Annotated in this window: 27 protein-coding genes; 13 read left to right on the forward strand and 14 right to left on the reverse strand. The window is 72.7% G+C overall.

Annotated features, from left to right (window positions below; genetic code table 11):
- Positions 1–9: 9 nt before the first annotated feature.
- Positions 10–177 carry a hypothetical protein gene (locus tag JAP66_RS04120; protein ID WP_199430201.1) on the forward strand — a complete coding sequence of 56 codons (168 nt, stop codon included), beginning with the start codon at positions 10–12 and terminating at the stop codon, positions 175–177.
- 60 nt (positions 178–237) lie between these two features.
- Here the strand turns inward: JAP66_RS04120 and JAP66_RS04125 are convergent, their stop codons facing one another.
- Complete coding sequence (locus JAP66_RS04125; RefSeq protein WP_199430202.1) at positions 238–615, reverse strand: HesB/IscA family protein; 378 nt, start codon at positions 613–615, stop codon at positions 238–240.
- A 171-nt stretch (positions 616–786) separates the two neighbouring features.
- On the opposite strand from JAP66_RS04125, the gene JAP66_RS04130 reads away from it, so the two are divergent.
- Together JAP66_RS04130 and JAP66_RS04135 are read left to right on the forward strand one after the other, a co-directional pair.
- On the forward strand, positions 787–1,446 hold the full coding sequence (locus JAP66_RS04130; RefSeq protein ID WP_199430203.1) for a DUF3043 domain-containing protein: 660 nt from the start codon (positions 787–789) through the stop codon (positions 1,444–1,446).
- A gap of 67 nt (positions 1,447–1,513) precedes the next feature.
- Complete coding sequence (locus JAP66_RS04135) at positions 1,514–2,509, forward strand: aldo/keto reductase family protein (RefSeq protein ID WP_199430204.1); 996 nt, start codon at positions 1,514–1,516, stop codon at positions 2,507–2,509.
- Between the two features lie 51 nt (positions 2,510–2,560).
- Here JAP66_RS04135 and JAP66_RS04140 read toward each other — a convergent pair whose 3' ends face one another.
- The 10 genes from JAP66_RS04140 to srlA all read right to left on the reverse strand — a co-directional run bounded on the left by JAP66_RS04140 (position 2,561) and on the right by srlA (position 10,724).
- Positions 2,561–2,899, reverse strand: coding sequence for a hypothetical protein (locus tag JAP66_RS04140; RefSeq protein ID WP_199430205.1), 339 nt, complete (start codon positions 2,897–2,899; stop codon positions 2,561–2,563).
- Positions 2,900–2,907: 8 nt separating this feature from the next.
- The gene (locus tag JAP66_RS04145) at positions 2,908–3,669 is read right to left on the reverse strand and encodes an IspD/TarI family cytidylyltransferase (protein WP_307849428.1); all 762 of its coding nucleotides are present in this window, start codon (positions 3,667–3,669) and stop codon (positions 2,908–2,910) included.
- Positions 3,670–3,676: 7 nt separating this feature from the next.
- Positions 3,677–4,795, reverse strand: a complete 1,119-nt coding sequence (locus JAP66_RS04150; RefSeq protein ID WP_199430206.1) for a dihydrolipoamide acetyltransferase family protein — start codon at positions 4,793–4,795, stop codon at positions 3,677–3,679.
- Positions 4,789–5,802 (reverse strand): alpha-ketoacid dehydrogenase subunit beta, encoded by a 1,014-nt coding sequence (locus tag JAP66_RS04155; protein WP_199430207.1) that lies wholly within the window; start codon positions 5,800–5,802, stop codon positions 4,789–4,791. The genes JAP66_RS04150 and JAP66_RS04155 overlap by 7 nt, the downstream gene beginning before the upstream one ends.
- The gene (locus JAP66_RS04160; protein WP_199430608.1) at positions 5,802–6,770 is read right to left on the reverse strand and encodes a thiamine pyrophosphate-dependent dehydrogenase E1 component subunit alpha; all 969 of its coding nucleotides are present in this window, start codon (positions 6,768–6,770) and stop codon (positions 5,802–5,804) included. Before JAP66_RS04160 ends, JAP66_RS04155 begins: the two co-directional genes overlap by 1 nt.
- Complete coding sequence (locus JAP66_RS04165; protein ID WP_199430208.1) at positions 6,770–8,077, reverse strand: NAD(P)H-dependent oxidoreductase; 1,308 nt, start codon at positions 8,075–8,077, stop codon at positions 6,770–6,772. Before JAP66_RS04165 ends, JAP66_RS04160 begins: the two co-directional genes overlap by 1 nt.
- Positions 8,078–8,252: 175 nt before the next feature.
- Positions 8,253–8,648: a transcriptional regulator GutM gene (locus JAP66_RS04170; protein ID WP_199430209.1), complete on the reverse strand. Its 396-nt coding sequence runs from the start codon at positions 8,646–8,648 to the stop codon at positions 8,253–8,255.
- Complete coding sequence (locus JAP66_RS04175; RefSeq protein ID WP_199430210.1) at positions 8,645–9,019, reverse strand: PTS glucitol/sorbitol transporter subunit IIA; 375 nt, start codon at positions 9,017–9,019, stop codon at positions 8,645–8,647. Before JAP66_RS04175 ends, JAP66_RS04170 begins: the two co-directional genes overlap by 4 nt.
- 8 nt (positions 9,020–9,027) lie before the next feature.
- Complete coding sequence (gene srlE, locus JAP66_RS04180) at positions 9,028–10,080, reverse strand: PTS glucitol/sorbitol transporter subunit IIB (RefSeq protein WP_199430211.1); 1,053 nt, start codon at positions 10,078–10,080, stop codon at positions 9,028–9,030.
- Positions 10,077–10,724 (reverse strand): PTS glucitol/sorbitol transporter subunit IIC, encoded by a 648-nt coding sequence (gene srlA, locus JAP66_RS04185; protein WP_235998750.1) that lies wholly within the window; start codon positions 10,722–10,724, stop codon positions 10,077–10,079. The genes srlE and srlA overlap by 4 nt, the downstream gene beginning before the upstream one ends.
- A gap of 130 nt (positions 10,725–10,854) precedes the next feature.
- Here srlA and JAP66_RS04190 point away from each other — a divergent pair, with 130 nt between their 5' ends.
- The 3 genes from JAP66_RS04190 to cobT are packed head-to-tail and all read left to right on the forward strand — an operon-like array spanning position 10,855 to position 13,118.
- Positions 10,855–11,121 carry an HPr family phosphocarrier protein gene (locus tag JAP66_RS04190; RefSeq protein ID WP_199430212.1) on the forward strand — a complete coding sequence of 89 codons (267 nt, stop codon included), beginning with the start codon at positions 10,855–10,857 and terminating at the stop codon, positions 11,119–11,121.
- On the forward strand, positions 11,121–12,074 hold the full coding sequence (locus JAP66_RS04195) for a sugar-binding transcriptional regulator (protein WP_199430213.1): 954 nt from the start codon (positions 11,121–11,123) through the stop codon (positions 12,072–12,074). Before JAP66_RS04190 ends, JAP66_RS04195 begins: the two co-directional genes overlap by 1 nt.
- Before the next feature lie 9 nt (positions 12,075–12,083).
- Positions 12,084–13,118 (forward strand): nicotinate-nucleotide--dimethylbenzimidazole phosphoribosyltransferase, encoded by a 1,035-nt coding sequence (gene cobT / locus JAP66_RS04200; protein ID WP_199430214.1) that lies wholly within the window; start codon positions 12,084–12,086, stop codon positions 13,116–13,118.
- Positions 13,119–13,167: 49 nt separating this feature from the next.
- Here cobT and JAP66_RS04205 read toward each other — a convergent pair whose 3' ends face one another.
- Entirely contained in the window at positions 13,168–14,286 is a 1,119-nt protein-coding gene (locus JAP66_RS04205) for a branched-chain amino acid aminotransferase (protein ID WP_199430215.1), read from the reverse strand.
- A 121-nt stretch (positions 14,287–14,407) separates the two neighbouring features.
- On the opposite strand from JAP66_RS04205, the gene JAP66_RS04210 reads away from it, so the two are divergent.
- Complete coding sequence (locus JAP66_RS04210) at positions 14,408–14,719, forward strand: hypothetical protein (RefSeq protein WP_199430216.1); 312 nt, start codon at positions 14,408–14,410, stop codon at positions 14,717–14,719.
- On the opposite strand, the gene JAP66_RS04215 is transcribed toward JAP66_RS04210, so the two are convergent.
- Positions 14,704–15,642: a hypothetical protein gene (locus JAP66_RS04215; protein WP_199430217.1), complete on the reverse strand. Its 939-nt coding sequence runs from the start codon at positions 15,640–15,642 to the stop codon at positions 14,704–14,706. The genes JAP66_RS04210 and JAP66_RS04215 overlap by 16 nt on opposite strands.
- Positions 15,643–15,750: 108 nt before the next feature.
- Between JAP66_RS04215 and JAP66_RS04220 the strand changes: the two genes are divergently transcribed.
- Both JAP66_RS04220 and JAP66_RS04225 read left to right on the forward strand, forming a co-directional pair.
- Entirely contained in the window at positions 15,751–17,256 is a 1,506-nt protein-coding gene (locus JAP66_RS04220) for a leucyl aminopeptidase (protein ID WP_199430218.1), read from the forward strand.
- Positions 17,253–18,320, forward strand: a complete 1,068-nt coding sequence (locus JAP66_RS04225) for an SMI1/KNR4 family protein (RefSeq protein WP_199430219.1) — start codon at positions 17,253–17,255, stop codon at positions 18,318–18,320. The genes JAP66_RS04220 and JAP66_RS04225 overlap by 4 nt, the downstream gene beginning before the upstream one ends.
- A 4-nt stretch (positions 18,321–18,324) precedes the next feature.
- Here JAP66_RS04225 and JAP66_RS04230 read toward each other — a convergent pair whose 3' ends face one another.
- A complete protein-coding gene (locus tag JAP66_RS04230) occupies positions 18,325–18,708 on the reverse strand; it encodes an oxidoreductase (protein WP_199430610.1) in 384 nt (127 codons plus the stop codon).
- Positions 18,709–18,887: 179 nt separating this feature from the next.
- Here JAP66_RS04230 and lpdA point away from each other — a divergent pair, with 179 nt between their 5' ends.
- From lpdA to JAP66_RS04250, 4 genes are all read left to right on the forward strand, one after another.
- Complete coding sequence (lpdA, locus tag JAP66_RS04235; protein ID WP_199430220.1) at positions 18,888–20,261, forward strand: dihydrolipoyl dehydrogenase; 1,374 nt, start codon at positions 18,888–18,890, stop codon at positions 20,259–20,261.
- Between the two features lie 54 nt (positions 20,262–20,315).
- Positions 20,316–22,259, forward strand: a complete 1,944-nt coding sequence (gene sucB / locus JAP66_RS04240) for a 2-oxoglutarate dehydrogenase, E2 component, dihydrolipoamide succinyltransferase (RefSeq protein WP_199430221.1) — start codon at positions 20,316–20,318, stop codon at positions 22,257–22,259.
- Between the two features lie 67 nt (positions 22,260–22,326).
- Positions 22,327–23,211 carry a TIGR01777 family oxidoreductase gene (locus JAP66_RS04245; RefSeq protein WP_199430222.1) on the forward strand — a complete coding sequence of 295 codons (885 nt, stop codon included), beginning with the start codon at positions 22,327–22,329 and terminating at the stop codon, positions 23,209–23,211.
- Positions 23,208–23,843, forward strand: a complete 636-nt coding sequence (locus tag JAP66_RS04250; protein WP_199430223.1) for a phosphatase PAP2 family protein — start codon at positions 23,208–23,210, stop codon at positions 23,841–23,843. The genes JAP66_RS04245 and JAP66_RS04250 overlap by 4 nt, the downstream gene beginning before the upstream one ends.
- Positions 23,844–23,849 lie beyond the last annotated feature (6 nt).

Below are 23,849 nucleotides of genomic sequence, written 5' to 3' on the forward strand. Positions count from 1 at the left end.
TTCGGGCAGGTGAGCATCGCCACAGAACCCGAGTCCATGGACGAACTCATCGCGGACTGCCGCGGCATACCACGGCCCGAGGTGCCCTCGGCCCGCCGGGAGCACGAGGCCGCGACGCCGTGGCGGGTCGACGACGCCTGCCACGCCCAGGTCGCCGAGCTCGACGAGTACGTCTGACCCCGGAAACGACACAGGGCCGCGATCAACGAGGATCGCGGCCCTGTGTGCTGTTCGGGATCAGTGGAAAGAGTCGCCGCAGGCGCAGGATCCGCCGGCGTTCGGGTTGTCGATGGTGAAGCCCTGCTTCTCGATGGTGTCGACGAAGTCGATCTCAGCGCCCTGGACGTACGGAGCGCTCATCCGGTCGACGGCCACCCGCAGGCCGTTGAAGTCGCGGTACAGGTCGCCGTCGAGCGTGCGCTCGTCGAAGAACAGCTGGTAGCGCAAGCCGGCACAGCCACCGGGCTGAACGGCGATGCGCAGGTGCATGTCGTCGCGGCCCTCTTGTTCGAGCAGTGCCTTCGCCTTGCCGGCCGCGGCGTCGGTCAGGTTGACGCCGTGCGTGGCCTCGCCGGCGTCGGCCGGAGTGTTGCCGGTCTGCTCAGCGGTCGTCATGACTCTCCCTCAAGGTTTTTTGCACAGGTACCGGTGCTGACGTGCTGACGTGCTAACACTGCCAACACGGGCTGGTACCCATTCTGTTCCCACGCCGTGGCGCTTACTCCATGGTGACACATCTTCCGACCGGCTGAACATCAGCGGACGGCGCTGCCATACCCTGACGAGGTGAGGTTCCTGCGCCGTAACACCGCTGAAGAGGCCGACGTCACCGACGCCGACGCCGTCGAGCTCGACTCGAACGGCGAGGCCCGCACGCCCCGCGGCTACACGCCGGGTAAGGGCAGGGCCACGCCCCGCCGCCGGGAGGCCGAGGGCAAACGCCGCGGCCCGGTGGCCCCGCCGCCGCGGAGCACCCGGGAGGCGATCCGGCGCAACCGCGAGCTGCGCAAGCAGAACCCGGTGAGCAAGGAGGACCGCCGCGCAGCCGCGAAGGAGCGGCGGGAGCGGATGATGGCGGGCGACGATCGTTACCTGCTCCCCCGTGACCGCGGTCCGGTGAAGGCGTACGTGCGTGACCTGGTGGACTCGCGGCGGCACGTGCTCGGCCTGTTCATGCCGCTGGCCCTGCTCGTGTTCGTGTCGCTGCTGGTGCCGGTCCCCGCGGTGCAGCAGTACGCGACGCTGCTGACCACGGTGCTGCTGCTCGGGATGGTGCTGGAGGGCTTCCTGAACGGCCGCCGGGTGACCAACCAGGTGCGGCAGAAGTTCCCGAACGAGAACGTCAAGGGCCTGTCCATCGGCTGGTACGCGTTCGTCCGGGCGAGCCAGCTCCGCCGGTTCCGGGTGCCCAAGCCGCGGGTGAAGCCCGGCGACCCGGTGAGCTGACGCGGTTCCGGCTGGAGCCACTCCAGGTCGTTAGCCTTGCGAAGCATCTGCGACTAGGCTCGGGGCCATGGAGTTTCGTCGTCTCGGCCGCAGCGGCCTTTCCGTCAGTGAGATCTCGTACGGCAACTGGCTCACCCACGGGTCCCAGGTGGAGGAGGAACAGGCGCACGCCTGCATCAAGGCGGCACTGGACGCCGGGATCAGCACGTTCGACACCGCCGACGTCTACGCCAACACGGCGGCGGAGTCGGTGCTCGGCCGCGGCCTCGCGGGGCAGCGGCGGGAGAGCCTGGAGATCTTCACCAAGGTGTTCTGGCCCACCGGGCCCGGCGGGCCGAACGACAAGGGCCTCGGCCGCAAGCACATCATGGAGTCGGCGCACGCGTCGCTGAAGCGCCTGCAGACCGACTACGTCGACCTCTACCAGGCGCACCGCTTCGACCACACCGTGCCGCTCGAGGAGACCATGCAGGCCTTCGCGGACCTGGTCCGGCAGGGGAAGGTGCTCTACGTCGGCGTGTCCGAGTGGTCCGCCGAGCAGATCACCAGGGGCGCGGCGATCGCCCGCGAGCTGGGCGTGCCGTTCGTGTCCAACCAGCCGCAGTACAACATGCTGTGGCGGATCATCGAGCAGCAGGTCGTGCCAGCCTGCGAGCGGGAGGGCATGAGCCAGATCGTCTGGTCGCCGATCGCGCAGGGCGTGCTCACCGGCAAGTACAAGCCCGGCCAGCCGCTGCCCGAGGGTTCCCGCGCCACCGACGAGAAGGGCGGCGCGAACTTCGTCAAGCGCTTCCTGCGCGACGAGGTGCTGGACCGGGTGCAGCGGCTGGAACCGCTCGCCAAGCAGGCGGGGCTCACCCTCTCCCAGCTCGCGGTGGCGTGGGTCCTGCAGAACCCCAACGTCGCCTCCGCCATCACCGGCGCCTCCCGGCCCGAGCAGGTGCACGAGAACGTCAAGGCCGCCGGGGCCAAGCTGGAGGCGGACCTGATGACCGCCATCGACGCCGAGTTGCTCGGCGTCGTCGAGGACGACCCGCGGCTGACGCAGAGCCCCGTGCTGTAACCGCCGCCCCGCCTCGTGAGTGCCTACGCGAGTTAGAACTCGTGTGCGCACTCACGAGGTGGGGTCGTCGTGCCTGCGGGCGTCCGCCGCTGCCCGCCACACCAGGCGCACCTCCTCGACCAGCTCCCACGGCTTGAGCACGGTCGTGCGCGGCAGCGAGGTGGTGAAGCCGACCGGATGCCTGCGGAAGCGGCGCAGCATGCGGCGCGGTTTGCTCAGCATCCGTTGCCGCAGGTCGGCGAGGTAGCGCCCGCGCACATCGCGCTCGATGCTCTCGCCGCAGCGCGTGCACGAGGTCACGACCAGCAGCCTGCCGGCGTAGGCCAGCTCGTGCCGCGTCTCCTGGCCACAGTGGTGGCAGCGCAGCGTGGCGTGCTCGACGTTACCCATAGCGGTCCTCACGTCTGGTATTCCGCCGCCGCCAGCACCTGCTCGGCGACCACGAGATCGTGCGGATAAGTGATCTTGAAGTTGTGCTGTTCCCCCCGCACCCAGCGCACGGGCAGCTCGGAGAAGCGCTCCATGCACGAGGCGGTGTCGGTGCCGAGGAACTCCTCCTGCGCGGCCCGCTCGTAGGCCGCCAGCAACGGGGCCGCCCGGAAACCCTGCGGCGTCTGCGCCCGGATGAGCTGCCCGGGCGGCCGCGCGGCCAGCGCGCCGTCACCGTCACCGCTGCCGACGGTCACGATGTCCTCGGCGGGCAGGCCGGGGATCGCCCCGCCGTGCCTGCGCGCGGCGTGCAGCACGCCGGAGATCAGTGCCGTGCTGATCAGCGGGCGGGCGGCGTCGTGCAGCAGCACGGTGTCGATCTCGCCACGGTCGATGCGGCCCGAGAGGTGGCGCAGCGCCCGCAGCTCCGACTCCTGCCGGGTGTCACCGCCGTAGACGACCTCGGCGGCCGAACCGTCGACCTCGCGGTCCAGCACCCACTCGACGAGCTCGCCGTCCTCCGGCCGCGCCACGAGCACGAGCACGCCGATCTCCGGCACGCGACCGAACGCGGCCAGCGACCAGGACACGAGGCGGCGGCCCGCGAGCGGCAGGTAGACCTTGTTCATCCCGGCCCCCACCCGGGTCCCGGCGCCGCTGGCCAGCACCACACCGGCCGCGGACGGGGTGTCCGGCCCACGACGGCGGCGGCGCCCTCTCCGTTCCACCACGCGGAAATCATACGAGCCCACCGTCGAGCAGCTCCTGCACCGTGGCGAGCAGCCGTGCGCCGGCCGCACCGTCGGCGACCCGGTGGTCCACGCTCAGGCCGAGGGTGCAGCGCAGCCGGACACCGATCCCGCCGGGCACCGGAACGGCCTTCGGCGCCACGGTGCCCACCGAAAGCGCCGTCGCCTGTGGCGGTGTCAGCAGCGCCTGGAACGACTCGACACCGAACCCGCCCAGGTTGGACAGCGTGGTCGTCGCGGTGGCCGACAGCTCGGCGAGCTCCAGCCTGCCCGCCCGCGCGCGGCTCACGACGTCGCCGATCCGGCCGGCGAGCTCGCCGAGAGCCGACCGGTCGGGGTCGGTGAGCACGGGCGCCAGCAGGCCCCGTTCGGTGTCGACCGCGATCGCGACGCCCACGTGTTCCCGCCGCCGCGGCCGTCCTTCGGTCCAGGTGGCGTTGAGTTCCGGATGCCGGCGCAGCGCGGTGGCGAGCACCGCGGTGAGCACGGCCGTCCAGCCGTGCCCTCGCCGGGCCGTATCCGCAGCCTCCAGGTCGACGTCGCGATAGAGGACGAACTGGGGGATCCCGGCGCTGGCGGACATGCGCCGCGCCACGACCGCCCGCCCGTTCCCGGCTTTGCGGGCGGGCGCTTCCGCGGCGTCCAGGTCGGCCAGCCGGACCGTGCGCCACGGTCCCGTCGGCGTGACCGTCGCGAGGTCGACCCCGCGCTCGGCAGCCAGCCGCCGGGCCGCGGGCACGGCCGCGACCCGGGGCGCGGACGCCGGTGCCGACACCGGTTCGGGCTCGGGCCGGCGGTCCGGTTCCGGTTCCGGCACGGGCCCGTCGTCGAACAGCCCTTCGAGCAGGTCGTCGGCCGCCGACGTGACGTAGGCGATCGGCTCGCCGACCGCGATCACGTCCTCCGGCTCCGCGACGAGCCGCGTGAGGGTGCCCTCCACCGGCGCCTCGACCTCCATGTCGACCTTGTCGGTGGTCACCTCGCAGACGACCTCGCCCTGCCGGACCGCCTCGCCCACCGACTTGCGCCAGGCGACGAACGTGCCCTCCGTCATAGTCATCGACATCTTCGGCATGACCAGCGGGATCTCCCTGTCCCCGTTCACCATCGCCGCACCAGCTCACCGGCCTCGCGGACGATGTCGGCCACTTGCGGCACGGCGGCGCGTTCGAGTTGCGGCGCGTACGGGATCGGCACGTCGAGCCCGCACAGCCTGCCGATCGGCGCGCGCAGATGGCCGAACGCCCGCGACTCACCGATCCGCGCGGCGACCTCGGCCATGAAGCCCGCCGTCTTCGGCGCCTCCTGCACCAGCAGCGCGCGACCGGTGGTCACCACACTGTTCACAATGGTCCCGTCGTCGAGCGGGCTCAGCGTGCGCGGGTCGAGCACGCTCGCCTGGATGCCCTGCCCCGCGAGCTGGTCGGCGGCCTCCAGCGCCCGCGACACCATGACTCCGGTCGCCACGATCGTCAGGTCCTCGCCAGTGCGCCGCACCGCCGTCTCGCCGAGCCGGGCACGCGTCCCGGCCTCGGGCACGGGGCCGCGCTCCTTGTAGAGCAGCTTGTGTTCCAGCACGACCACCGGGTTCGGGTCGTCGATCGCCGCGAGCAGCAGCGCCTTCGCGTCGGCCGGCGTGCTCGGCATAACCACCTTCAGGCCGGGCACGTGGGCGAACCAGGCCTCGAGGCTCTGCGAGTGCTGCGCCGCCGCGCCGGTCCCGGAGCCGCCCGGCGCGCGCAGCACGAGCGGTACGTTCGCCGCGCCACCCAGCATGAAATGGATCTTGGCGGCCTGGTTGGCGATCTGGTCCATGGCCTGCGCGGTGAAGTCGGAGAACTGGATCTCCACCACCGGCCGCATCCCGGCCAGGGCGGCACCGACCGCCGCGCCCACGATGCCCAGCTCGCTGATCGGGGTGTCACGCACCCGTTCGGCACCGAAGGAGTGCACAAGGTCGCCCGTGACGCCGAACGCGCCGCCGTAGGTGCCGATGTCCTCGCCGAGCAGGAACACCCGCTCGTCGGCGGTCATGGCCTGGGCGAGCGCCTCGCGCACCGCCTCGGCGTAGGTCAGGGTGCGGGTGGCCGTCGCCGCCTCCGTCACCGCGGTCATCACTCGCTCCTCGCGTAGACGGCGTCGGTCAGCGTGGCGGCCTCGGCGTCCGGGGCCGCGTGCGCGGTCCGGATCGCCGCGCGTACCCGGTCGCGGGCCTGCTCCCGGCAGCCTGCGATCTCCGAGTCGGTGAGCGTGCCGGCCACCGCCCGCTCGAACCGCGTGATCGGGTCCCGCTCACGCCAGCCCTCGATCTCCTCGCGGGTGCGGTAGAGGTTCTTGTCGCTCTTGGAATGTCCCTTCCAGCGGTAGGTCAGCGCCTCGACGAGCGAGGGACCCAGCCCCGCACGGGCGCGGTGCACCGCCTCGGCCACCGCGTCGTACACGGCCTGCGGGTCGTTGCCGTCCACGGTGCTGCCCGGGATGCCGTACGCCGCCGCGCGCTCGGCCAGCCGCTCGACCTTGGCCGCCTTCCCGACGGACATCGACATGCCGTACTGGTTGTTCTCGCAGACGAACACCACCGGCAGGTCCCAGATCGCGGCGAGGTTCACGCCCTCGTGCCAGGCACCCTCGTTGACCGCGCCGTCACCGAAGAAGCTCACCGCCACCCGGTCCTGGCCGCGCAGCCGGATGGCGAGCCCGGCGCCCGCGGCGATCGGCACGCCCCCGGCGACGATGCCGTTCGCGCCGAGGTTCCCGGTTGCGACATCGGCGATGTGCATCGAGCCGCCCCGCCCGCGGCAGTAGCCGGTCTCCTTGGCGAGCAGTTCCGCCATCATCGCGTCGAGCCGGGCGCCGCGCGCGATGCAGTGCCCGTGGCCGCGGTGGGTGGAGGTGATGTAGTCGCCCTCCGCCAGCGCGTGGCACGCCCCGGCCGGCACGGCCTCCTGCCCGATCGAGAGGTGCATCGTCCCGTGCATGAGCCCGCGCGCGAACATGTCGTCGACCGCCTCCTCGAACCGGCGGATGGTCCACATCGTGCGGAGGATCTCCGTCGCCGCACCGGCGTCCTTGTGCAGATCCATCATGCGACCAGCGACTCGACCGGCTCCCCGGCGAGCAGGCGCTCCTGCAGCCGGCGGAGGGTGGCGATCGTGGTGGTCTCGTCGACGGCCACGTCACCGGACGTCAGCACCGTGCCAGCGGGCACCTCGCGCAGCACCCGGGCGCCCTCGGCGAGGCCGAGCGGCACGTGGCCGCCCGCACGCGCGTTGGCCGCGCTGTCGGTGAGGCCGTAGACGGTGTCGCCGCCGATGCCGTCGAGGAGCTCACCCGGCCGCAGGTCCCGCTTGGCGACGGCGAGCACCTCGGCGTTCCACGCCCGCGGCGCGAGGCTCGGCCTGCGGTCGAGCACCGCCTCGGCGACCGAGAGCGGCGCCTCCACGCTCGCCAGGTGGTAGGGCCGGTAGAACGAGTAGTACGGGCCCTTGCCCATGCCGAGGTAGGCCATCTCCTCGACGACCACGGGGTGGTCGCTGCGCCCGATCACGAACACGCCGGGCGCCACCGGCCCGGTGCAGTAGTCCACGACGCCGCTCTCCGGCAGCACTCCCCCTTCGGCGGCCGGCCGGAACGTCTCGGCCAGCCCGTCCACGGTGCAGTGCGGGCCGGTCATCCCGCGGCTCGCGACGCGCAGGTTCGCCCCGTTGGCCAGCGCCGCCATCTCGATCATGGTCTTCGACCCGTCGACGAAGCTCGCGAGCATGTGCGGGTTCATGCCCTTCGCCACGGCGCGCTCGGCGACCGAGGCCGGGGTCGCGGCCGGGTCGAGCGGGTTGTTCTTGCCCTTTCCCGCGCACACGATGTCGAAGCCGATGTCGCGCACGTGGTCGACGAGCGCCTTGCACTCGACCGGCTCGTCGCCGCGGCACACGGTGTAGACGCGGCCGAAGCCGCGCGCGAGCGTGGCCAGCAGGAAGCCGACGGTGACGTCGCACTCGACGTTGAGCAGCGCGATGTCCTTGCCTGCGAGGAGCCCGGCGAAGGCCACCCGCGCGCCGACCTCGGGGACGCCGCTGGCGTCGACGAGCACGTCGACCGGCAGCCCGGTGAGGGTCATCGCGTCGTCGGTGACGACCGGCCTGCCGAGCTCGACGGCACGGCCGAGCTCGGCCCGGCTGCCCGCGGTGACGACACCGTCCCGGCCTGCCCGCGCGAACGCCTGCCGCCCGCGTTCCGGCGCGATGTCGGCGATGGCCGCGACCTCCATGCCCGCGATGCGGCCGGCCTGCACGACGAAGCCGAGCCCCATCTGGCCGGCGCCGACGAGTCCCACCCGGACCGGGCGGCCGAGCTCCCGCTCGCGCGCCCGCAGCCGATCGACATAACTCATCCCGCAACACCCTTCGGTCTGCACATATGTGCATTTAGTATGCACCGCCGTGCTCTCCTTGTTAGCACGGCGGATCGCCGCACACAAGCCCTCCTCGCGGCGCTGACCTGCACAGATGTGCAGACACGACGAGGCGCCCCACGCGAGTTCCCGTGGGGCGCCTCGGAAAGAGCGGTCAGGCGGTGCGGCTCCGGAGTGCACCGGCGTTCAGCCGCGCGGCGGTACCGAGGGCGTCGTGCACCGCCCGCGCCAGCGCCCGGGAACCGGCCCGCTCCTCCGCCCCGGCCACCGGGCCGACGAGATCCGGGCAGTCCCGGAACCCGGCGAACACCGACGCGCCCTGCATCGCTACCGCCCTGGTGACCTCCGCCCGCCGCCGGTCGATGCAGAGCAGCACGACCGCCCCCCTCAAGCGACCCTTCGCCCGCCCGCTCACCAGCAGGACCCCGCTGCGGTTCTCCTCGGTGGCGAGCCGGTTCACCGCCCGCTGGTACGCGAGGTGCTGCCGGTAGCTGAGCACCCCGGCGACCACGAAGCCCGCCACCAGCAGCACCGCCACCTGCCAGCTCATGATCCGCCCCCGCTCAGCGAGAGCCGCGCGCCAGCCGCGGGAACGGTCAGCGTCCCCCTGGCGTGCACGGCACCCGGCAGCAGGGACGTCCCCTCATCCGGGTTGAGGTAGACGACGATGTGGCCGAGGCTGCGCAGGTTCTCGTGGGCGCGTTCCCCCACCGCGACGAGATCCAGCCGCTGCTCGCCCAGCGCGAAGACGTCGCCGGGGCGGATCTCCCGCGCCGGGCCCTTCGCCGGGCCGTGCACGACGCTCACGCTCTCCAGCGCGTCCGGGATCGGGTCGGCGTAGAGGATCACCACGCCACCCTCGACCATCTCCCCGGCCTCCGCACCGGAGCGGAGCACCGTGCTCTCGTAGTACACAGTCATGCGTCCTCCTACAGACCGAAGCTCGCTGCCCAGGCAATCACGACCGCGAGCGGGGAGGTGATCATTCTGCTGATGAGCACGGCCGGGGTGCCGACCGCGACCGTCTCCGGCTTGGCCTCCCCGAGCGCGAGCCCCACCGGCACGAAGTCGCACCCCACCTGCCCGTTGATCGCGAACAGCGTGGGCAGCGCGTACTGCACGGGCAGCGCGCCGATGGCGATCTGGCTGCCCATCAGCGTGCCGATCACCTGCGCGATCGCCGCGCCCGGTCCGAGGATCGGGGACAGGAACGGCAGCGCCACGACGAGGCTGATCGCCACCAGCCCGATCGGGTTGCTCGCGATGGGCGAGAGGACCTGCCCCATCCACTGCGCGACCCCCGTGTACATCACGATGCCCAGCAGCAGGCTGACGTAGGCCATGAACGGCAGGATCGTCTTCAGCGTCAGATCGATCGTCTGCCGCCCGGCGGAGAGCATCGTGTTGACGAACGACCCGACGCCGGAACCGAACCGGACGAACACGCCGGTGACCGAGTTGAAGGCCTCGCCGAAGCGGCCGCCGCCGGTGACGGTGGCCGCGACGTCGCGGGTGGACGGTCGTTCGGAGCGGGGCGGGACGGTGCCGGTGACCTCGGGCGCGGGCTCCCGCGGCCCGTCTCCGGGGTCGGCCGACGGCGCGACGTCGCCGACACCCACCGCGGAGACGAACAGGTCCTCGGTGATGAACCGGGCGAGCGGCCCGCCGGGTGCTCCCGCGTAGACGTCGACGGTGGGGATGCCCTTGCGCGGGTACACCCCGATCCGCGCGGTGCCACCGCAGTTGATGACCGCCGCCAGCACCTCCTCGTCGGGCACGCTGGTGGTGAAGCCGTCCACGGCCTCGGCGCCGGTGAGCTCCGCGATGCGCGCCGCCACCGGGTGGATGCCGCCGCCGGTCACCGAGAGCACCTTCGTGCGCCCCGCCCCGGGCCGCAGCAGCAGGCCCCTTCCCCAGCCGCCCGCGCCGGGCCGCACGAACACCGCCCGGGAAACGTGGGTCTCCGCGTCGATCTCGCTCATGCCTTGCCACCCGCCCTCGCTGCCTCGAACTCACGGTCGAAATCGGCGAACACCTCGGTGCGGCCGGTTCGCTTGATCATGAAAGCGGTGAGCTTCTCGGTGACGATGCCCCGGATGAAGATCACCAGGATCCCGACGAGGAGGTACCGCAGCGCCAGCGGCACGGTGGACTCCCCGAGCTGCATCACACCGTTGGCGATGCCCAGCCAGACGAACAGCTCGCCGGCGTTGGCGTAGGGGAAGAACGTGGTCACCGGGTGCACGAACGACACGGCCGAGTCGTAGAACGCGGGCTTGTGCCGCTCCGGCAGGAACCGGCCGAACGAGTAGCACATCGGGTTGGTCAGCATCAGCACCGCGATGATCGGCATCACCGTGTAGCGGGTGATCCACCACCTCGCCGACCACTGCACCGCCCTGGTCACGCGCTGCTCACCGATGAACGTGGTGAGCGCGTACATGAAGGTGAGCAGCACGATCAGGGTGGGCAGGATTCCCGTCACCAGCCCGACGAACTGTTCCCCGGACTTGTTGAACAGCCCGATGAAATGGGTGCCCAGCCATTCGAAGACGCCGAGCACACCGCCGCTCGACTCACTCTCCGACGGTGGTGGCTGCTGCGCCATTACAGCAGACGCTTGCATCATGGCCTCCTTCTTCCGGCCCCCTGACACCGCTTGTTTGCACTTATGTGCGCACGTTCTTCACGTTTGACAGTGATGTGTGTAACATGCCGCTCCGACGGCGACAAGACCCAACATCGAAGGAGCACGCATGCCGGAGATCCGCGTGAAGATCGCGTCCCCGGTCGGCCTGCACGCCCGGCCGGCCAGCCTGTTCGTCAAGGCGGCGGCGAAACATCCGGGCCTGGTGTCGATCGGCCGCCCCGGCACGGAGCCCGTGGACGCGCGCAGCATGCTGTCCGTGCTGAGCCTCGCGATCGGGCACGGGGAAGAGGTGATCCTGCGGACCGACGGCGAAGGTGCCGACAGTGCGCTGTCCGAACTATCGACGCTCCTGGCCAGCGACCCGGAGGCGTGATGCCACCGCCCCGCGACCAGCAACTCCTGGTCAGAGCCGCGCGCCTGTACTACGAGGAGGGGCGCTCGCAGAACGAGGTCGCCACCGCGCTGGAGGTGAGCCGGTCGAGTGTCTCCCGGATGCTCACGGCGGCCCGCGAACGCGGCATCGTCCGGATCCAGATCAACGACCCGACCGGCCGCGACCTGGGGCTGGAGAGCGAGCTCGCCGGGCGGTTCGGGCTGCGCGACTGCCGCGTCGCGGAGATCCACAGCGGCGACCGGCCGCTGGCCAGGGTCGGCGACCTCGGCGCCCGCTGGCTGCTGGAGACCCTGCAGCCGGGCCAGCAGGTCGGCGTGTCCTGGGGCCACGGGCTACAGGCCGTGGTGCAGCACATCCCGGACGAGGGCGGGCTGGACGTCGAGGTGCTGCCGCTCGTCGGCGGGCTGTCCGCCGTGGACTCCGCGATCACCGGGGAGGAACTCGTCCGCGACCTCGCGGGCCGGGTCGGCGGCAGCTTCCAGCGGTTGCACGCCCCCGCGCTGCTCACCTCGAAGGCGGGCCGGGACGTGCTGCTCGCCGAGCCGACGGTCCAGCGCACGCTGGAGGCCGCCCGGCGCGCGCAGGTGGCGATCGTCGGCATCGGCAGCGTCGGCCATGGTTCCTCGGCGGCGCTGGTCAAGGCCATGAACCTGACCGCGGAGGAACAGGCCAGGTTCGACGCCGCCGGGCCGGTCGGCGACCTGTGCGCCCGGTTCTTCGACGCCGACGGCTCACCGCTGACCGGCCCGGCCGACGACCGCGTACTCGGTCTCTCGCTCGCCGACCTCGCGGCCATCGGCACGGTCGCCGGGGTGGCGGCGGGCCCGGAGAAGGCGAGCGGCGCGCTCGGCGCGCTGCGCACCCGGGTGCTCGACGTGCTCGTCTGCGACAGTTCGCTGGCCAGGGCACTGCTCACGTGGGACGCCCGGTAGCTTGTGCCCGTGCGCACAGAGTTCGCCGGCATCCGCGACGTACCCCAGCCCGACGAGAACGCCAGGGCGGAGGCGTACCGGCGGCACGGCGCGCTCGGCAGGCCGGCCGGCGCGCTCGGCAGGCTCGAGGACCTCGGTGCGTGGGTCGCCGCCTGCCAGGGTAAGTCGCCGCCGCGCCCGCTCACCCGGCCCCGCGTGGTCGTGTTCGCCGCCGATCACGGCGTCGCGGCCAGGGGCGTGTCCGCCCACCCGCCGGGGACCACGGTGCGGCTGGTGGACGCGGTGCTCGCCGGTGCCGCGCCGCTCAGCGTGCTCGCCGACACGGCGGGCGCGAGCGTGCGCGTGGTCGACGTCGCGGTGGACGGCGAGCCGGGCGGGGCGGACGAAGAGTTCAAGGTGTGCCGTGGCTCCGGCTCGATCGACGTCGAGGACGCGCTGACCGAGCAGGAGGTGCAGGAAGCGCTCGAAGCGGGTGCGCGGATCGCCGACGCGGAGGTGGACGGCGGCGCGAACCTGCTCGTGCCCGCCGAGCTGGGGGTGGCGGGCAGCACGCCGGCCGCGGTGCTGGTGGCCGCGCTGACCGGTACGGAACCGGTGGCCGTGGCCGGCCGCGGCTCGGGCATCGACGACCGGACCTGGATGCGCAAGACGCTCGCCGTGCGCGACGCGCTGCGCAGGGCCAAGCCGGTGCTGGGCGATCCCGTGGCGCTGCTGCGAACGGCGGGCGGCGCGGACCTGGCCGCGATGACCGGTTTCCTCGCACAGGCTGCGGTGCGGCGCACGCCGGTCCTGCTGGACGGGCTCTCGGCGGGGGCCGCCGCCCTGGTCGCCGAGGAGCTCGCGCCGGGGGCCCGGTCGTGGTGGCAGGCGGCGCACCGCTCGGGCGAGCCGGCACACGTGCTCGCGCTGGAACACCTGGATCTGGAACCGCTCGTCGACCTGGGCATCCGCGTGGGCGGCGCCGCGGGCGCGGTCGCGGCGCTACCGCTGCTGTCGATGGCGGTGCGCGTGCTCGCCGAGGCCACCCCCCAAGACCCCTCGTGAGTGGCCACGCGAGTTAGAACTCGCGTGGCCACTCACGAGGGGACGGGACTTACGCGGCGGGGGGTGGGGCGAGGGTGTGCATCCAGCCGTGCGGGTCTTGCCGGGTGCCCTCCTGGATGCCGGTCAGCTCCTCGCGCAGGCGCATGGTCACCTCGCCGGGCTGCCCGCCCGCGACCAGGAACTCGCCGCCCGTGTGCTTGACGCGGCCCACCGGCGTGATCACCGCGGCCGTGCCGCACGCGAACACCTCGGTCAGCTCCCCGGACCTCGCGGCCTTCTCCCACTCGTCGGTGGAGATGCGGCGCTCCTCGACGCGGTAGCCGAAATCCGCCGCGAGCGTGAGCAGCGAGTCCCGGGTGATGCCGGGCAGCAGCGAACCGCTCAGCTCGGGAGTCACCAGCCGCGCGCCCTCGCCGGAGCCGAAGACGAAGAACAGGTTCATCCCGCCCATCTCCTCGACCCACCGGCGCTCCGCCGCGTCCAGCCAGACCACCTGGTCGCAGCCCTGCTCCACGGCCTGGGCCTGCGCCACGAACGCGGCGGCGTAGTTCCCCGCACACTTGGCTTCGCCGGTCCCGCCCGGCGCCGCCCGCACGTACTCCGTGGACAGCCACACGCTCACCGGCTGCACTCCGCCCGCGAAGTAGGAGCCCGCGGGGGAGGCGATCAGCGAGTACAGGTACGAGCCCGCCGGCCGGTTCACGCCAAGCCCGGCCTCCGTGGAGATCATGAACGGGCGCAGGTACAGCGAGTCGCCCTGCTTGGTCGGCACCCAGTGGCCGTCCACCGTCATCAGCTCACCGAGCGAGCCGAGGAACAGCTCGTCGGGCAGTTCCGGCATCGCGAGCCTGCGCGCGGAGCGGCGGAAGCGGGCGGCGTTGGCGTCCGGGCGGAAGGCGCCGATCGAGCCGTCCGGCTGCCGGTACGCCTTGAGCCCCTCGAAGACGGCCTGGCCGTAGTGCAGCACCGACGTGGCCGGATCGAGGGTCAGCGCCTCGTAGGGCCGGACGCCCGCGTCGTGCCAGCCGCGCTCGGCGGTCCAGCGCACGGTCACCATGTGGTCGGTGAAGTTCGTTCCGAACCCGGGCTTCGCCAGTACCTCCGCGACCCGCTCCGCCGTGGCGGGGGTCGTGCTGAGGGTCCTGGTGAAGAGGTTCGTCGTCGTCATGCCGAGGAGGATATCGCTTAGTTGGACGTCAGAACATTCCGCGGTCCCGACTGCGCTCGTGAGCGCGCACGCGAGTTAGAACTCGTGTGCGCACTCACGAGGCCTGGGCTCGGCACCTAGCATGGATGCCGTGACCTACCAGCCTTCGCGGCCGCCCCCCGGTAACGGCGTCTCGGCCGGCCCGGCGTCCGACGCCAAGACCTTCGCCGCCGCCGCGCTGCTCACCTTCGCGGCGGGCATGCTCGTGCTGATCGGCTACATCATGGCAGGCGGCTTCGGCGGCTTCCTCGGCATCATCGGCGCCGTGTTCGGCGTCGTGTGGTGGAAGGGTCTGCACGAGAAGGTGTTCCCGCGCGACCTGCCCGGCGCCTCGATGGCCGGGCTGGCCGTCGCCGCCCTGGTGCTGCTGGGTCTTGCCTACATGATGGCCTGAGCGCCCGCGGAAACCAGCCCGGCGAGCAGCACGACGGAGAGCACGGTGGCCAAGGTGGCCAAGGTGGCACCGGCGCGCCGCTCGTGCCGGAGCACGACACCGGCCGCGGCAGCCGCACCGGCCAGCGTGAGCGCCGCCGCCAGCAACAACGCGCCGACAGGACCGAGCACGGCCGCGGCCAGCGCCGCTCCCAGTCCGAGCGCCACCGTGGTCCCGCTGCGGCCGGGTCCGATAGCGGGCACGCCCTCGGCGTGCGCGCCGCCGAGGGCGGCCAGCCCGGCCGTCGCGGTCGCGAGCACGACCACAGCACTGAGCAACGGTTGCAGCGCCGCGGCGTCGGCGGCTCCGAGGACGTCCCGCAGCGAGGTCGGCGAAAGGCCGAGCCGGACCGGCCCGAGCTGGTACAGCGCCGCCGCCGCGACGGCTGCCGCGACCACGGACCCCACCGCCAGCCGGAGCCGCGGCAAGCCGCTCAGCAGCGGGAACAGCACGGCACCGGCGAGCAGCACACCCCGGGCGTCCAGTCCGGCCCGCGCGGGCGAGGCGGCCGGCGGGACCGCCACGCACAGCGCCACGAACGCGGCCGCCGCGACGAGCAGCGCACCGGCCACCCAGCGCCGGTACGGGACCGTGCGCAGTCCCGCGACCGCCACGGCGGTGACCACCGCGACGAACCCGGCCGCCGCGAGCGCCGGGCGTTCCGGCACCAGGTAGGCCGCGAACACCGTTCCGCACAGCGCGAGCACGCCCAGCCGGGCCGCCGCGCGCGTGCAGGCGAGCAGCCGCGGCGCCCGGCCCGCCGCCACCGTCCACGGCGTGCACGCGGCGAGCGCGGCCGCCAGCACGAGCCCGCCGAGCAGCCCCCAGCCCGCAGCGGCGGAGGCCACGGCGAGCGCGACGGGAAGGCCCGCGCCGAGCCGCATCCCCGCCACCTCCCTCTCATCGCGCGCCGGGTGGGTCAATAGCATGGCCCACGATCAGCCCGGGTAACCGCCCGGCGTGCACCAGCAACCGGAAGCCAGGAGCCAGACGTGAGCCTGCCGAAGCTTGCCCTTACCGAGAACACCAGGACGGCGCTGGGCAAGACCCGGGCCGAGGCCGTCGTCGTCGGCACCGTGCAGGGCCGGGACGGCGTCGAGCTCGCGCCGGGCACCGAGGCGGTCGACGAGGCGCTCGGCGGGACGCTCGCCGAGGTGCTCCGCACGCTGGGGGCCACCGGCAAGGCCGAGGAGATCGTCAAGCTGCCGACCCTGGGCAAGCTGCCCGCGGGGTTCGTGCTGGCCGCCGGACTCGGCAAGCCGGAGGCCGACGGAACCTTCGGCCAGGACCAGGTGCGCCGCGCCGCCGGGGCGTCCGGCCGCGCGCTCGCCGGCACCGGCCGCGCGCTGACCACCCTTTCGGCCGTGGACCTGCAGGGCGCCGTGGAGGGCACCGTGCTCGGCGCCTACAGCTTCACCGAGTACAAGTCGGAGCCCGGCGACGCGCCGGTGTCCACAATGGACGTCGCGAGCCCGGCGGAGGGCAGCCAGCGGGAGCACCGCGCGACGCTGAAGGCCGCGACCGCGATCGCCGAGTCGGTGATCATCGCCAGGGACCTGATCAACACGCCGCCGAACGACCTGTTCCCCGCCTCGTTCGCCGAGCGCGCGCGCAAGCTCGCCGAGTCGGCCGGGCTCGAGTTCGAGGTGCTGGACGAGAAAGCGCTCAAGCGCAAGGGGTTCGGCGGCATCCTCGGCGTCGGCAGCGGCTCCTCCCGCCCGCCGCGCCTGCTGCGCATCGGCTATCGGGGCGCGAAGGCGCGGACGAAGGTCGCGCTCGTCGGCAAGGGCATCACGTTCGACACCGGCGGCATCTCGATCAAGCCCGCCGCGAGCATGGACAACATGACCTCGGACATGTCCGGGGCCGCCGCGGTACTCGCCTCGGTGGTGCTCGCCGCGAAGCTCAAGTACCCGCTCGAGGTGACGGCGCACATCCCGCTCGCGGAGAACATGCCTTCGGGCACCTCCTACCGGCCCGGTGACGTCCTGACCATGTACGGCGGCAAGACCGTCGAGGTGCTCAACACCGACGCCGAGGGCAGGCTCGTGCTCGCCGACGCGATCGTGCGCGCGGCCGAGGACGACCCCGACTACCTGATCGAGACGTCGACCCTGACCGGCGCCCAGATCGTCGCACTCGGCACCCGGACGGCCGGGATCATGGGCTCCGACACCTTCCGCGACCGCGTCGCCGCGATCGCGCGGGCCACCGGCGAGCACGGCTGGGCGATGCCGCTGCCGGAGGAGCTGCGCGGCGACCTCGACTCCCGGCTCGCCGACCTCGCCAACATCACCGGGCACCGCTGGGGCGGCATGCTCGCGGCCGGTGTCTTCCTTCGCGAGTTCGTCGCCGACGGCCTGCCGTGGGCGCACATCGACATCGCGGGGCCGTCCTACAACACCGGCTCCCCGTGGGGCTACACCGGCAAGGGCGGCACCGGCGTGCCGGTGCGCACGATCGCCGCGACGCTCGCGGACATCGCCGACAACGGGTGACCGGGGAGCAGCCGACCTACACCGAGGCGGCCGTGCGCGAGGTGCTCACGGCCGCCGACCCGGGCGTCGACGCGGCGGTCGGACACGCGGCGCTGCTCATCGCCGCCGCGGGTGCCGCCGAGGAGGCCGACCGGCTGGTGCGCCGCTGGCGCGCGGCCACCGAACGGCCGCTGACCGCGCTGGTCGCCGGCCCCGTGCAGGCGAGGGCGTGGGCCATGCTCTTCGCCACCCGGAGCGGCGGCGCACCGGACTGGGCCGCCGAGCTGCCTCCGCTGGATCTCGACGAGGAGGAGGCGGCGCACCGGGCCCACTTGGAGCGCACCGAGCCGGCGTTGCCGTCCGACCTGCTCGGCGACTCCACCGTCGCGCGGATCGTCACCGGCGTGGCCGACCGGCTGGACGAGCCCCGCGCTCCGGACCCGCTGCGTGCGCTCGCCGCCGAGGCGGAGTCGTGCGCGCGGGCGGGCGAGCAGGACGCGGCGAAGGACGCGCTGCGGCGCTGGGCCGAGCTAGCGTGGCGGCGGCCCCGGCCGGACGTCGCGACGCTCGCCGCCTGCCGGCACGTCGCGCCGCTGCTGGCGGGAGGGGCGCTGCCGGTGCCGGACGAATGGCCGGGCGACTGCGCGGGGGCGCTGGTCGCCGCGCTGCACACGCGCTACCGGCCGGTCACCGAGCACACCCGGCACGGGGACTGGCTGGGACTGGTCACCGAGATCATGCGGCTGCGCGACGAGCCGGACGCGGTGCCACCACCCGCCGCGCCCGCCGAGGTCACGGCCGCGCAGATGCGGCTCGGCGTCCCTCTGCCGGGTGAGTACCGGGAGTTCCTGCTCGCCTGTGACGGGCTGCCGGCCGACGTCGTCTTCCCTCGCCTGCTCGCCGCGAGCGAACTCGGCACCGGCGGCACGGCAGCGGGGATCGCGATCAGCGACCCTCCCGTGCTCGTGCTGCATCCGGGAAGCGGCCGGGTCACCGAACACGATCCGCTCTTCGGCAGCACCAGCTACGCGGGCGTCCGGGCCGTCCTCGAAGAGCACCGCAGGTTGCTGGAGGCCGCCCGGTGACCGGTCACGAGTCGCGCTCGGCCCTGCGCCTGCGCTCCAGGATCCGCTGCCGTTCGGTGTAGTCGCGCATCCGCTGTGGGTAACCGGTCTTGGCGACCTCGTAGACCGGCATCGACCTCTTCTTGCCGAAGCGCTGGGCGGCCTCCAGGCTGCCGATCCGCCGCCGCGTCCACTCACCGTCGTGGGCGACCAGCACCACGGTGGTCTCGGTGACCGCGGTGCGCGGCTCGACGAATGCCTCGACACCCCGGCGCTGACCTGCCCATTCGTCCAGATGCCGGGTGTCGGCGTCGCTCGCCTGCCGCAGCGTCCCCGGCTTGCCGCCACCTTTGCCGCTACCCTTACGGCCGCCCTTGCGTCTGCCTCGCAGCGCGTCGAACAACCCCACGTCGATCACGTCTCCTCTCACGGGCTTCCCGATCATTATCCCGGGGACCGGCGGCGTGTGTGCCCGCACACGAGCACTAGGTCGCAAGCCTGTCAGACGTAGTGACAAGATGAGGTGTGATGAGCGCACCCACGGCGCCCGTGTACACGATCGCCACTGCCAGCCGAGGAGTTTGACAAGTGACCGACACCTCCGCCGACCTAGTGATCCTCGGTGGCGGATCGGGCGGCTATGCCGCGGCGTTCCGCGCGGCCGAGCTGGGCCTTTCCGTCACCCTGATCGAGAAGGACAAGCTGGGCGGCACCTGCCTGCACCGAGGTTGCATCCCGACCAAGGCGCTCCTGCACGCGGCCGAGGTCGCCGACTCGGCCCGCGACGGCGAGCAGTTCGGTGTCAAGACCGTCCTCGAGGGTGTGGACATCGCCGGGGTCAACAAGTACAAGGACACGATCGTCTCGCGCCTCTACAAGGGGCTGCAGGGACTGACCAAGGCGCACAAGATCAACTACGTCGAGGGCACCGGCACCTTCGCCGGCGGCACCTCGGTGGACGTCGACGGCACCCGGTACACCGGCAAGAACGTCCTGCTGGCCACGGGCTCGTACTCGAAGACGCTGCCCGGCCTCGACCTGGGCGGCCGGATCATCGCCAGCGAGGACGCCCTCAACCTCGACTACATCCCGGAGAAGGTCGTCGTGCTCGGCGGCGGCGTGATCGGCGTCGAGTTCGCCAGCGTCTGGGCCTCCTTCGGTGCCGAGGTCACGATCGTCGAGGCACTGCCGCGGCTCGTGCCCAACGAGGACGAGTTCGCGTCCAAGCAGCTCGAACGCGCGTTCCGCAAGCGCAAGATCGCCTTCAAGACAGGTGTGCGGTTCACCGGCGCCAAGCAGGACGACAAGGGCGTGAGCGTGTCGCTGGAATCCGGCGAGACGCTGGAGGCCGACCTGATGCTGGTCGCCGTCGGCCGCGGCCCGAACACCGCGGGCCACGGCTACGACGAGGCCGGGCTGCGGATGGACCGCGGGTTCGTGCCCACCGACGAGCGGCTGCGCACGAACCTGGACAACGTCTACGCGGTCGGCGACATCGTGCCCGGCCTGCAGCTCGCGCACCGCGGCTTCCAGCAGGGCATCTTCGTGGCCGAGGAGATCGCGGGACTGAACCCGACCCCGATCGACGAGGCGGGGATCCCCAGGGTCACCTACTCGCACCCGGAGGTCGCCTCCGTGGGGCTCACCGAGACCGCGGCCAAGGAGAAGTACGGCTCGGACGTCACCACGTTCACCTACGACCTGGCCGGCAACGGCAAGAGCCAGATCCTGAAGACCTCCGGTGGGGTGAAGCTGGTCAAGGCACCGGACGGGCCGGTCGTCGGTCTGCATCTCGTCGGCGACCGCGTCGGCGAGCTGATCGGCGAGGCGCAGCTCATCTACAACTGGGAGGCCTTCCCCGAGGATGTCGCCCCGCTTGTCCACGCCCATCCGACCCAGACCGAGGCTCTCGGCGAAGCGCACCTCGCGCTGGCCGGCAAGCCGCTGCACGTGCACGGCTAGCAGCGCGGCGCAGAACCAGACCACACCAGACACAGTCAAGGGAGTCAGCGAACGATGGCGTACTCCGTCACATTGCCGGAGCTCGGTGAGAGCGTCACGGAGGGCACCGTCACCCGGTGGTTGAAGCAGGAGGGTGACACGGTGGAGGTGGACGAGCCACTGCTCGAGATCTCCACCGACAAGGTCGACACCGAGGTGCCCTCCCCCGTCGCCGGCACGGTGCAGAAGATCGTGGCACGCGAAGACGACACGGTCGAGGTCGGCGCGGAACTCGCCGTGATCGACGACGGGTCCGGTGGTGGCGGTGGCGCGAGCGCGCAACCGGCCGCCCCCGCACCGTCCCAGGAGCAGGCCCAGCCCCAGCAGCAGCCGGAGCAGCAGGCCCAGCCGGAGCAGCAGCAGCCCCAGCAGCCCCAGCAGCAGCCGCAGGCCGAACCCCAGCCCCAGCCCCAGGCTCAGCCCCAGCAGCAGCCGGAGCCCGCGGCGCAGCAGCAGGCGCCTGCCGAGGGCGGCGGCCAGGCCGAGGGCACCCCGGTGAACCTGCCCGAACTCGGGGAGAGCGTCACCGAGGGCACCGTCACCCGCTGGCTGAAGCAGGTCGGCGACACCGTGGAGGTGGACGAGCCACTGCTCGAGATCTCCACCGACAAGGTCGACACCGAGGTGCCCTCCCCCGTCGCCGGCACGATCCTGGAGATCAGCGCGAGCGAGGACGAGACCGTCGAGGTCGGCGGCAGGCTCGCCGTGATCGGCCAGCCCGGGGCGCAGGCGGCCGCGCCGGCACAGCCGCAACAGCCCCAGCAGCCCCAGCAGCAGCCGCAGCCGCAGGCACCGGCCGAGGAGCCCGCGCCGCAGGCCCCTCCCCAGCAGCAGACGCAGCAGCCGGAACCGGCCCCCGCGCCGGCCCAGGCTCAGCCCCAGCAGCAGCCGCCGCAACAGCGGCAGCCTCAGGAGCAGCCCCAGCAGCAGCCGGAGCCCGCCGCCGCGGCCGAGCCGTCCGCTCAGGACGGTGCGGGTGCCCCGTACGTGACACCGCTGGTGCGCAAGCTGGCGTCGGAACACGACATCGACCTCGGCACCTTGCGGGGCACGGGCGTCGGCGGCCGCATCCGGAAGCAGGACGTGCTCGCGGCGGTCGAGGAGAAGCAGAAGAAGGAGCAGGAGCCCGCACCGGCCGCCGCCGAGCGGCCGGCCGAGGCGCCGTCCGCACCTTCCGCACCTTCCGCGCCGTCCGCCCCCAGCGCCCGGCCCGCCGTGTCGGACTCGGAGAAGGCGGCCCTGCGCGGCACCGTCCAGAAGGCCAGCCGGATCCGGCAGATCACCGCGCAGAAGACCAAGGAGTCGCTGCAGGTCTCCGCGCAGCTGACGCAGGTGCACGAGGTGGACGTCACCAAGATCGCCCGGATGCGCCAGCGGGCGAAGGCGGCGTTCCGCGAACGCGAGGGCGTCAACCTCACGTTCCTGCCGTTCTTCGCGAAGGCGACGGTCGAGGCGCTCAAGCAGCACCCGAACGTCAACGCGTCCTACAACGAGGAGACCAAGGAGATCACCTACCACGGCGCCGTGCACCTGGGCATCGCCGTGGACACCGAGCGCGGGCTGCTCTCCGTGGTGATCCACGACGCGGGCGAGCTCAGCCTCGCCGGGCTCGCGCACCGCATCGCCGACCTCGCGGAGCGGGCGCGCACCAACAGGGTCAAGCCGGAGGAGCTCACCGGCGGCACGTTCACGGTGACCAACATCGGCAGCAACGGCGCGCTGTTCGACACCCCGATCATCGTGCAGCCGCAGGCCGGGATGCTCGGCACCGGCGCGGTCGTGAAGCGGCCGGTGGTGATCAGCGACGGCGACGGCGACACCATCGCCATCCGCTCGATGGCCTACCTGCCACTCACCTACGACCACCGGCTGGTCGACGGTGCCGACGCGGGCCGGTTCCTCACCACGATCAAGAACCGGCTCGAAGAGGGCAACTTCGAGGACGAGCTGGGCCTGTAGGCACCGGCAAAACGCAAGGGGCGCCCGCCGGACGGCGGGCGCCCCTTCGCGCACATAGAGTGTCGCCATGCGGGTCCTCATCGCCGGCTCCAGCGGTCTCATCGGCAATGCGCTCGTGTCCGGGCTGCGGGAGTCGGGCCACGAGGTGCGCCGCCTGGTGCGCCGGGCACCGCGCGGGGGTGACGAGCGCGGCTGGGACCCGCCGGCCGGCCGGATCGACGACGGCGCGTTCGACGGCGTGGACGCGGTCGTCAACCTGTGCGGCGCGGCACTGGCGTCAGGGCGCTGGAGCGGTGCCCGCAAACAGGTGCTCACCGACAGCAGGCTGGAGCCCACGGAAGTGCTCGCCGAGGCGGCCGCCGAGCACGGCGTGCCGGTGTTCCTGAGCGCGTCGGGCATCAACTACTACGGCGACACCGGCGACCGCGAGGTCGACGAGTCCGCCCCGGCCGGCGAGGGCTTCCTCGCCGAGCTGTGCGTCGCGTGGGAGGAGGCCGCCACCTCCGCGGCGCGGGGCGGCGCGCGTGTGGTGCTGCTGCGGACCGCACCCGTCCTCTCCGGCAGGGGCGGCCTGCTCGGGCCGCTCAAACCGCTGTTCCGGCTCGGCCTCGGCGGCAGGCTCGGCGACGGCAGGCAGTACTTCCCGTGGATCAGCCTGCCCGACCAGGTGGCCGCCATCCGGTTCGCGCTGGAGCACGAAGCGGTCTCCGGGCCGGTCAATCTCGCGACGCCGAACCCGGTCACCAACGCGGAGTTCACCCGTGCGCTGGGACGGGCCCTGCACCGGCCGGCCCCGTGGTGGGTGCCGGGCCCTGCGCTGCGGGTGGTGCTCGGCGAGGCGGCCGAGGAGATGATCCTGAGCGGACCGAGGGCGGTTCCGCGCGCGCTGCCGGGCGCCGGGTTCACCTTCGCCCACACCGACCTCGACAAGGCGCTGGCCGCGGTGCTGTGAAGCGGTACGTGCTGCTCGGCGGGCTGCTGCTCAGCGCGTTCGTCGCACTCGGCCTGGTCGTGCACGGTGCGCCCGCCCGGCCGGATGCCGCGGTCGCCGGCACGCTGGAGGACCGCTGGCGAGGCCCATTGGGCGATGTCGCCGCGGGGGTGAGCGCCGTGCTCGGGCCGGTACTGCCGGTACTGCTCGGGGTGAGCCTGCTGGTGGTGGCCTGGCTACTGTGGCGGCGCGCCGCGCGGGCCAGGGCGGGCCTGCTGCTGCGGCTGCTGCTCCTGCTGGCGCTGTGCCGGAGCACCAGCTTCACGTTCAAGCCGCTGTTCGAACGGGAGCGGCCCCGCGAGTACGTGGACTTCGCCTACCCGAGCGGGCATGTGGTGTCCGTGGCGAGCACCGGGTTCGTCGTGGTCGTGCTGTGCCTGTGGCTGGCCCGCCGGCTCGTCCGGCGGGCCGCATGGGCCGCGTGCGTGGCGACGGCCCTGTGCGCCGTCAGCCGGATGGCGCTGGGGGTGCACTGGCTGACGGACACGGTCGGCGCGGTGCTCGCCGTCGGTGGCGTCGGCCTGCTCGCCGGCGCCGCGCTGCGGCTACTGCCCGCGCCGGATCCGGTTCCGGCCGGTCGCCGCGCGGCGTAACCTCGG

Origin of the sequence: Qaidamihabitans albus (assembly GCF_016464705.1) — a bacterium.
Taxonomy (GTDB): Bacteria; Actinomycetota; Actinomycetes; order Mycobacteriales; family Pseudonocardiaceae; genus Qaidamihabitans; species Qaidamihabitans albus.

Excerpts from the sequence above, each read along its gene's own strand:
- JAP66_RS04125 (WP_199430202.1), bottom strand. The coding sequence starts at position 615 with ATGACGACCGCTGAGCAGACCGGCAACACTCCGGCCGACGCCGGCGAG.
- JAP66_RS04135 (WP_199430204.1), top strand. The coding sequence starts at position 1,514 with ATGGAGTTTCGTCGTCTCGGCCGCAGCGGCCTTTCCGTCAGTGAGATC.
- JAP66_RS04140 (WP_199430205.1), bottom strand. The coding sequence starts at position 2,899 with ATGGGTAACGTCGAGCACGCCACGCTGCGCTGCCACCACTGTGGCCAG.
- JAP66_RS04150 (WP_199430206.1), bottom strand. The coding sequence starts at position 4,795 with ATGGTGAACGGGGACAGGGAGATCCCGCTGGTCATGCCGAAGATGTCG.
- JAP66_RS04155 (WP_199430207.1), bottom strand. The coding sequence starts at position 5,802 with ATGACCGCGGTGACGGAGGCGGCGACGGCCACCCGCACCCTGACCTAC.
- JAP66_RS04160 (WP_199430608.1), bottom strand. The coding sequence starts at position 6,770 with ATGGATCTGCACAAGGACGCCGGTGCGGCGACGGAGATCCTCCGCACG.
- JAP66_RS04165 (WP_199430208.1), bottom strand. The coding sequence starts at position 8,077 with ATGAGTTATGTCGATCGGCTGCGGGCGCGCGAGCGGGAGCTCGGCCGC.
- JAP66_RS04170 (WP_199430209.1), bottom strand. The coding sequence starts at position 8,648 with ATGAGCTGGCAGGTGGCGGTGCTGCTGGTGGCGGGCTTCGTGGTCGCC.
- JAP66_RS04175 (WP_199430210.1), bottom strand. The coding sequence starts at position 9,019 with ATGACTGTGTACTACGAGAGCACGGTGCTCCGCTCCGGTGCGGAGGCC.
- srlE (WP_199430211.1), bottom strand. The coding sequence starts at position 10,080 with ATGAGCGAGATCGACGCGGAGACCCACGTTTCCCGGGCGGTGTTCGTG.
- srlA (WP_235998750.1), bottom strand. The coding sequence starts at position 10,724 with ATGCAAGCGTCTGCTGTAATGGCGCAGCAGCCACCACCGTCGGAGAGT.
- JAP66_RS04190 (WP_199430212.1), top strand. The coding sequence starts at position 10,855 with ATGCCGGAGATCCGCGTGAAGATCGCGTCCCCGGTCGGCCTGCACGCC.
- JAP66_RS04195 (WP_199430213.1), top strand. The coding sequence starts at position 11,121 with ATGCCACCGCCCCGCGACCAGCAACTCCTGGTCAGAGCCGCGCGCCTG.
- JAP66_RS04205 (WP_199430215.1), bottom strand. The coding sequence starts at position 14,286 with ATGACGACGACGAACCTCTTCACCAGGACCCTCAGCACGACCCCCGCC.
- JAP66_RS04210 (WP_199430216.1), top strand. The coding sequence starts at position 14,408 with ATGGATGCCGTGACCTACCAGCCTTCGCGGCCGCCCCCCGGTAACGGC.
- JAP66_RS04215 (WP_199430217.1), bottom strand. The coding sequence starts at position 15,642 with ATGCGGCTCGGCGCGGGCCTTCCCGTCGCGCTCGCCGTGGCCTCCGCC.
- sucB (WP_199430221.1), top strand. The coding sequence starts at position 20,316 with ATGGCGTACTCCGTCACATTGCCGGAGCTCGGTGAGAGCGTCACGGAG.
- JAP66_RS04245 (WP_199430222.1), top strand. The coding sequence starts at position 22,327 with ATGCGGGTCCTCATCGCCGGCTCCAGCGGTCTCATCGGCAATGCGCTC.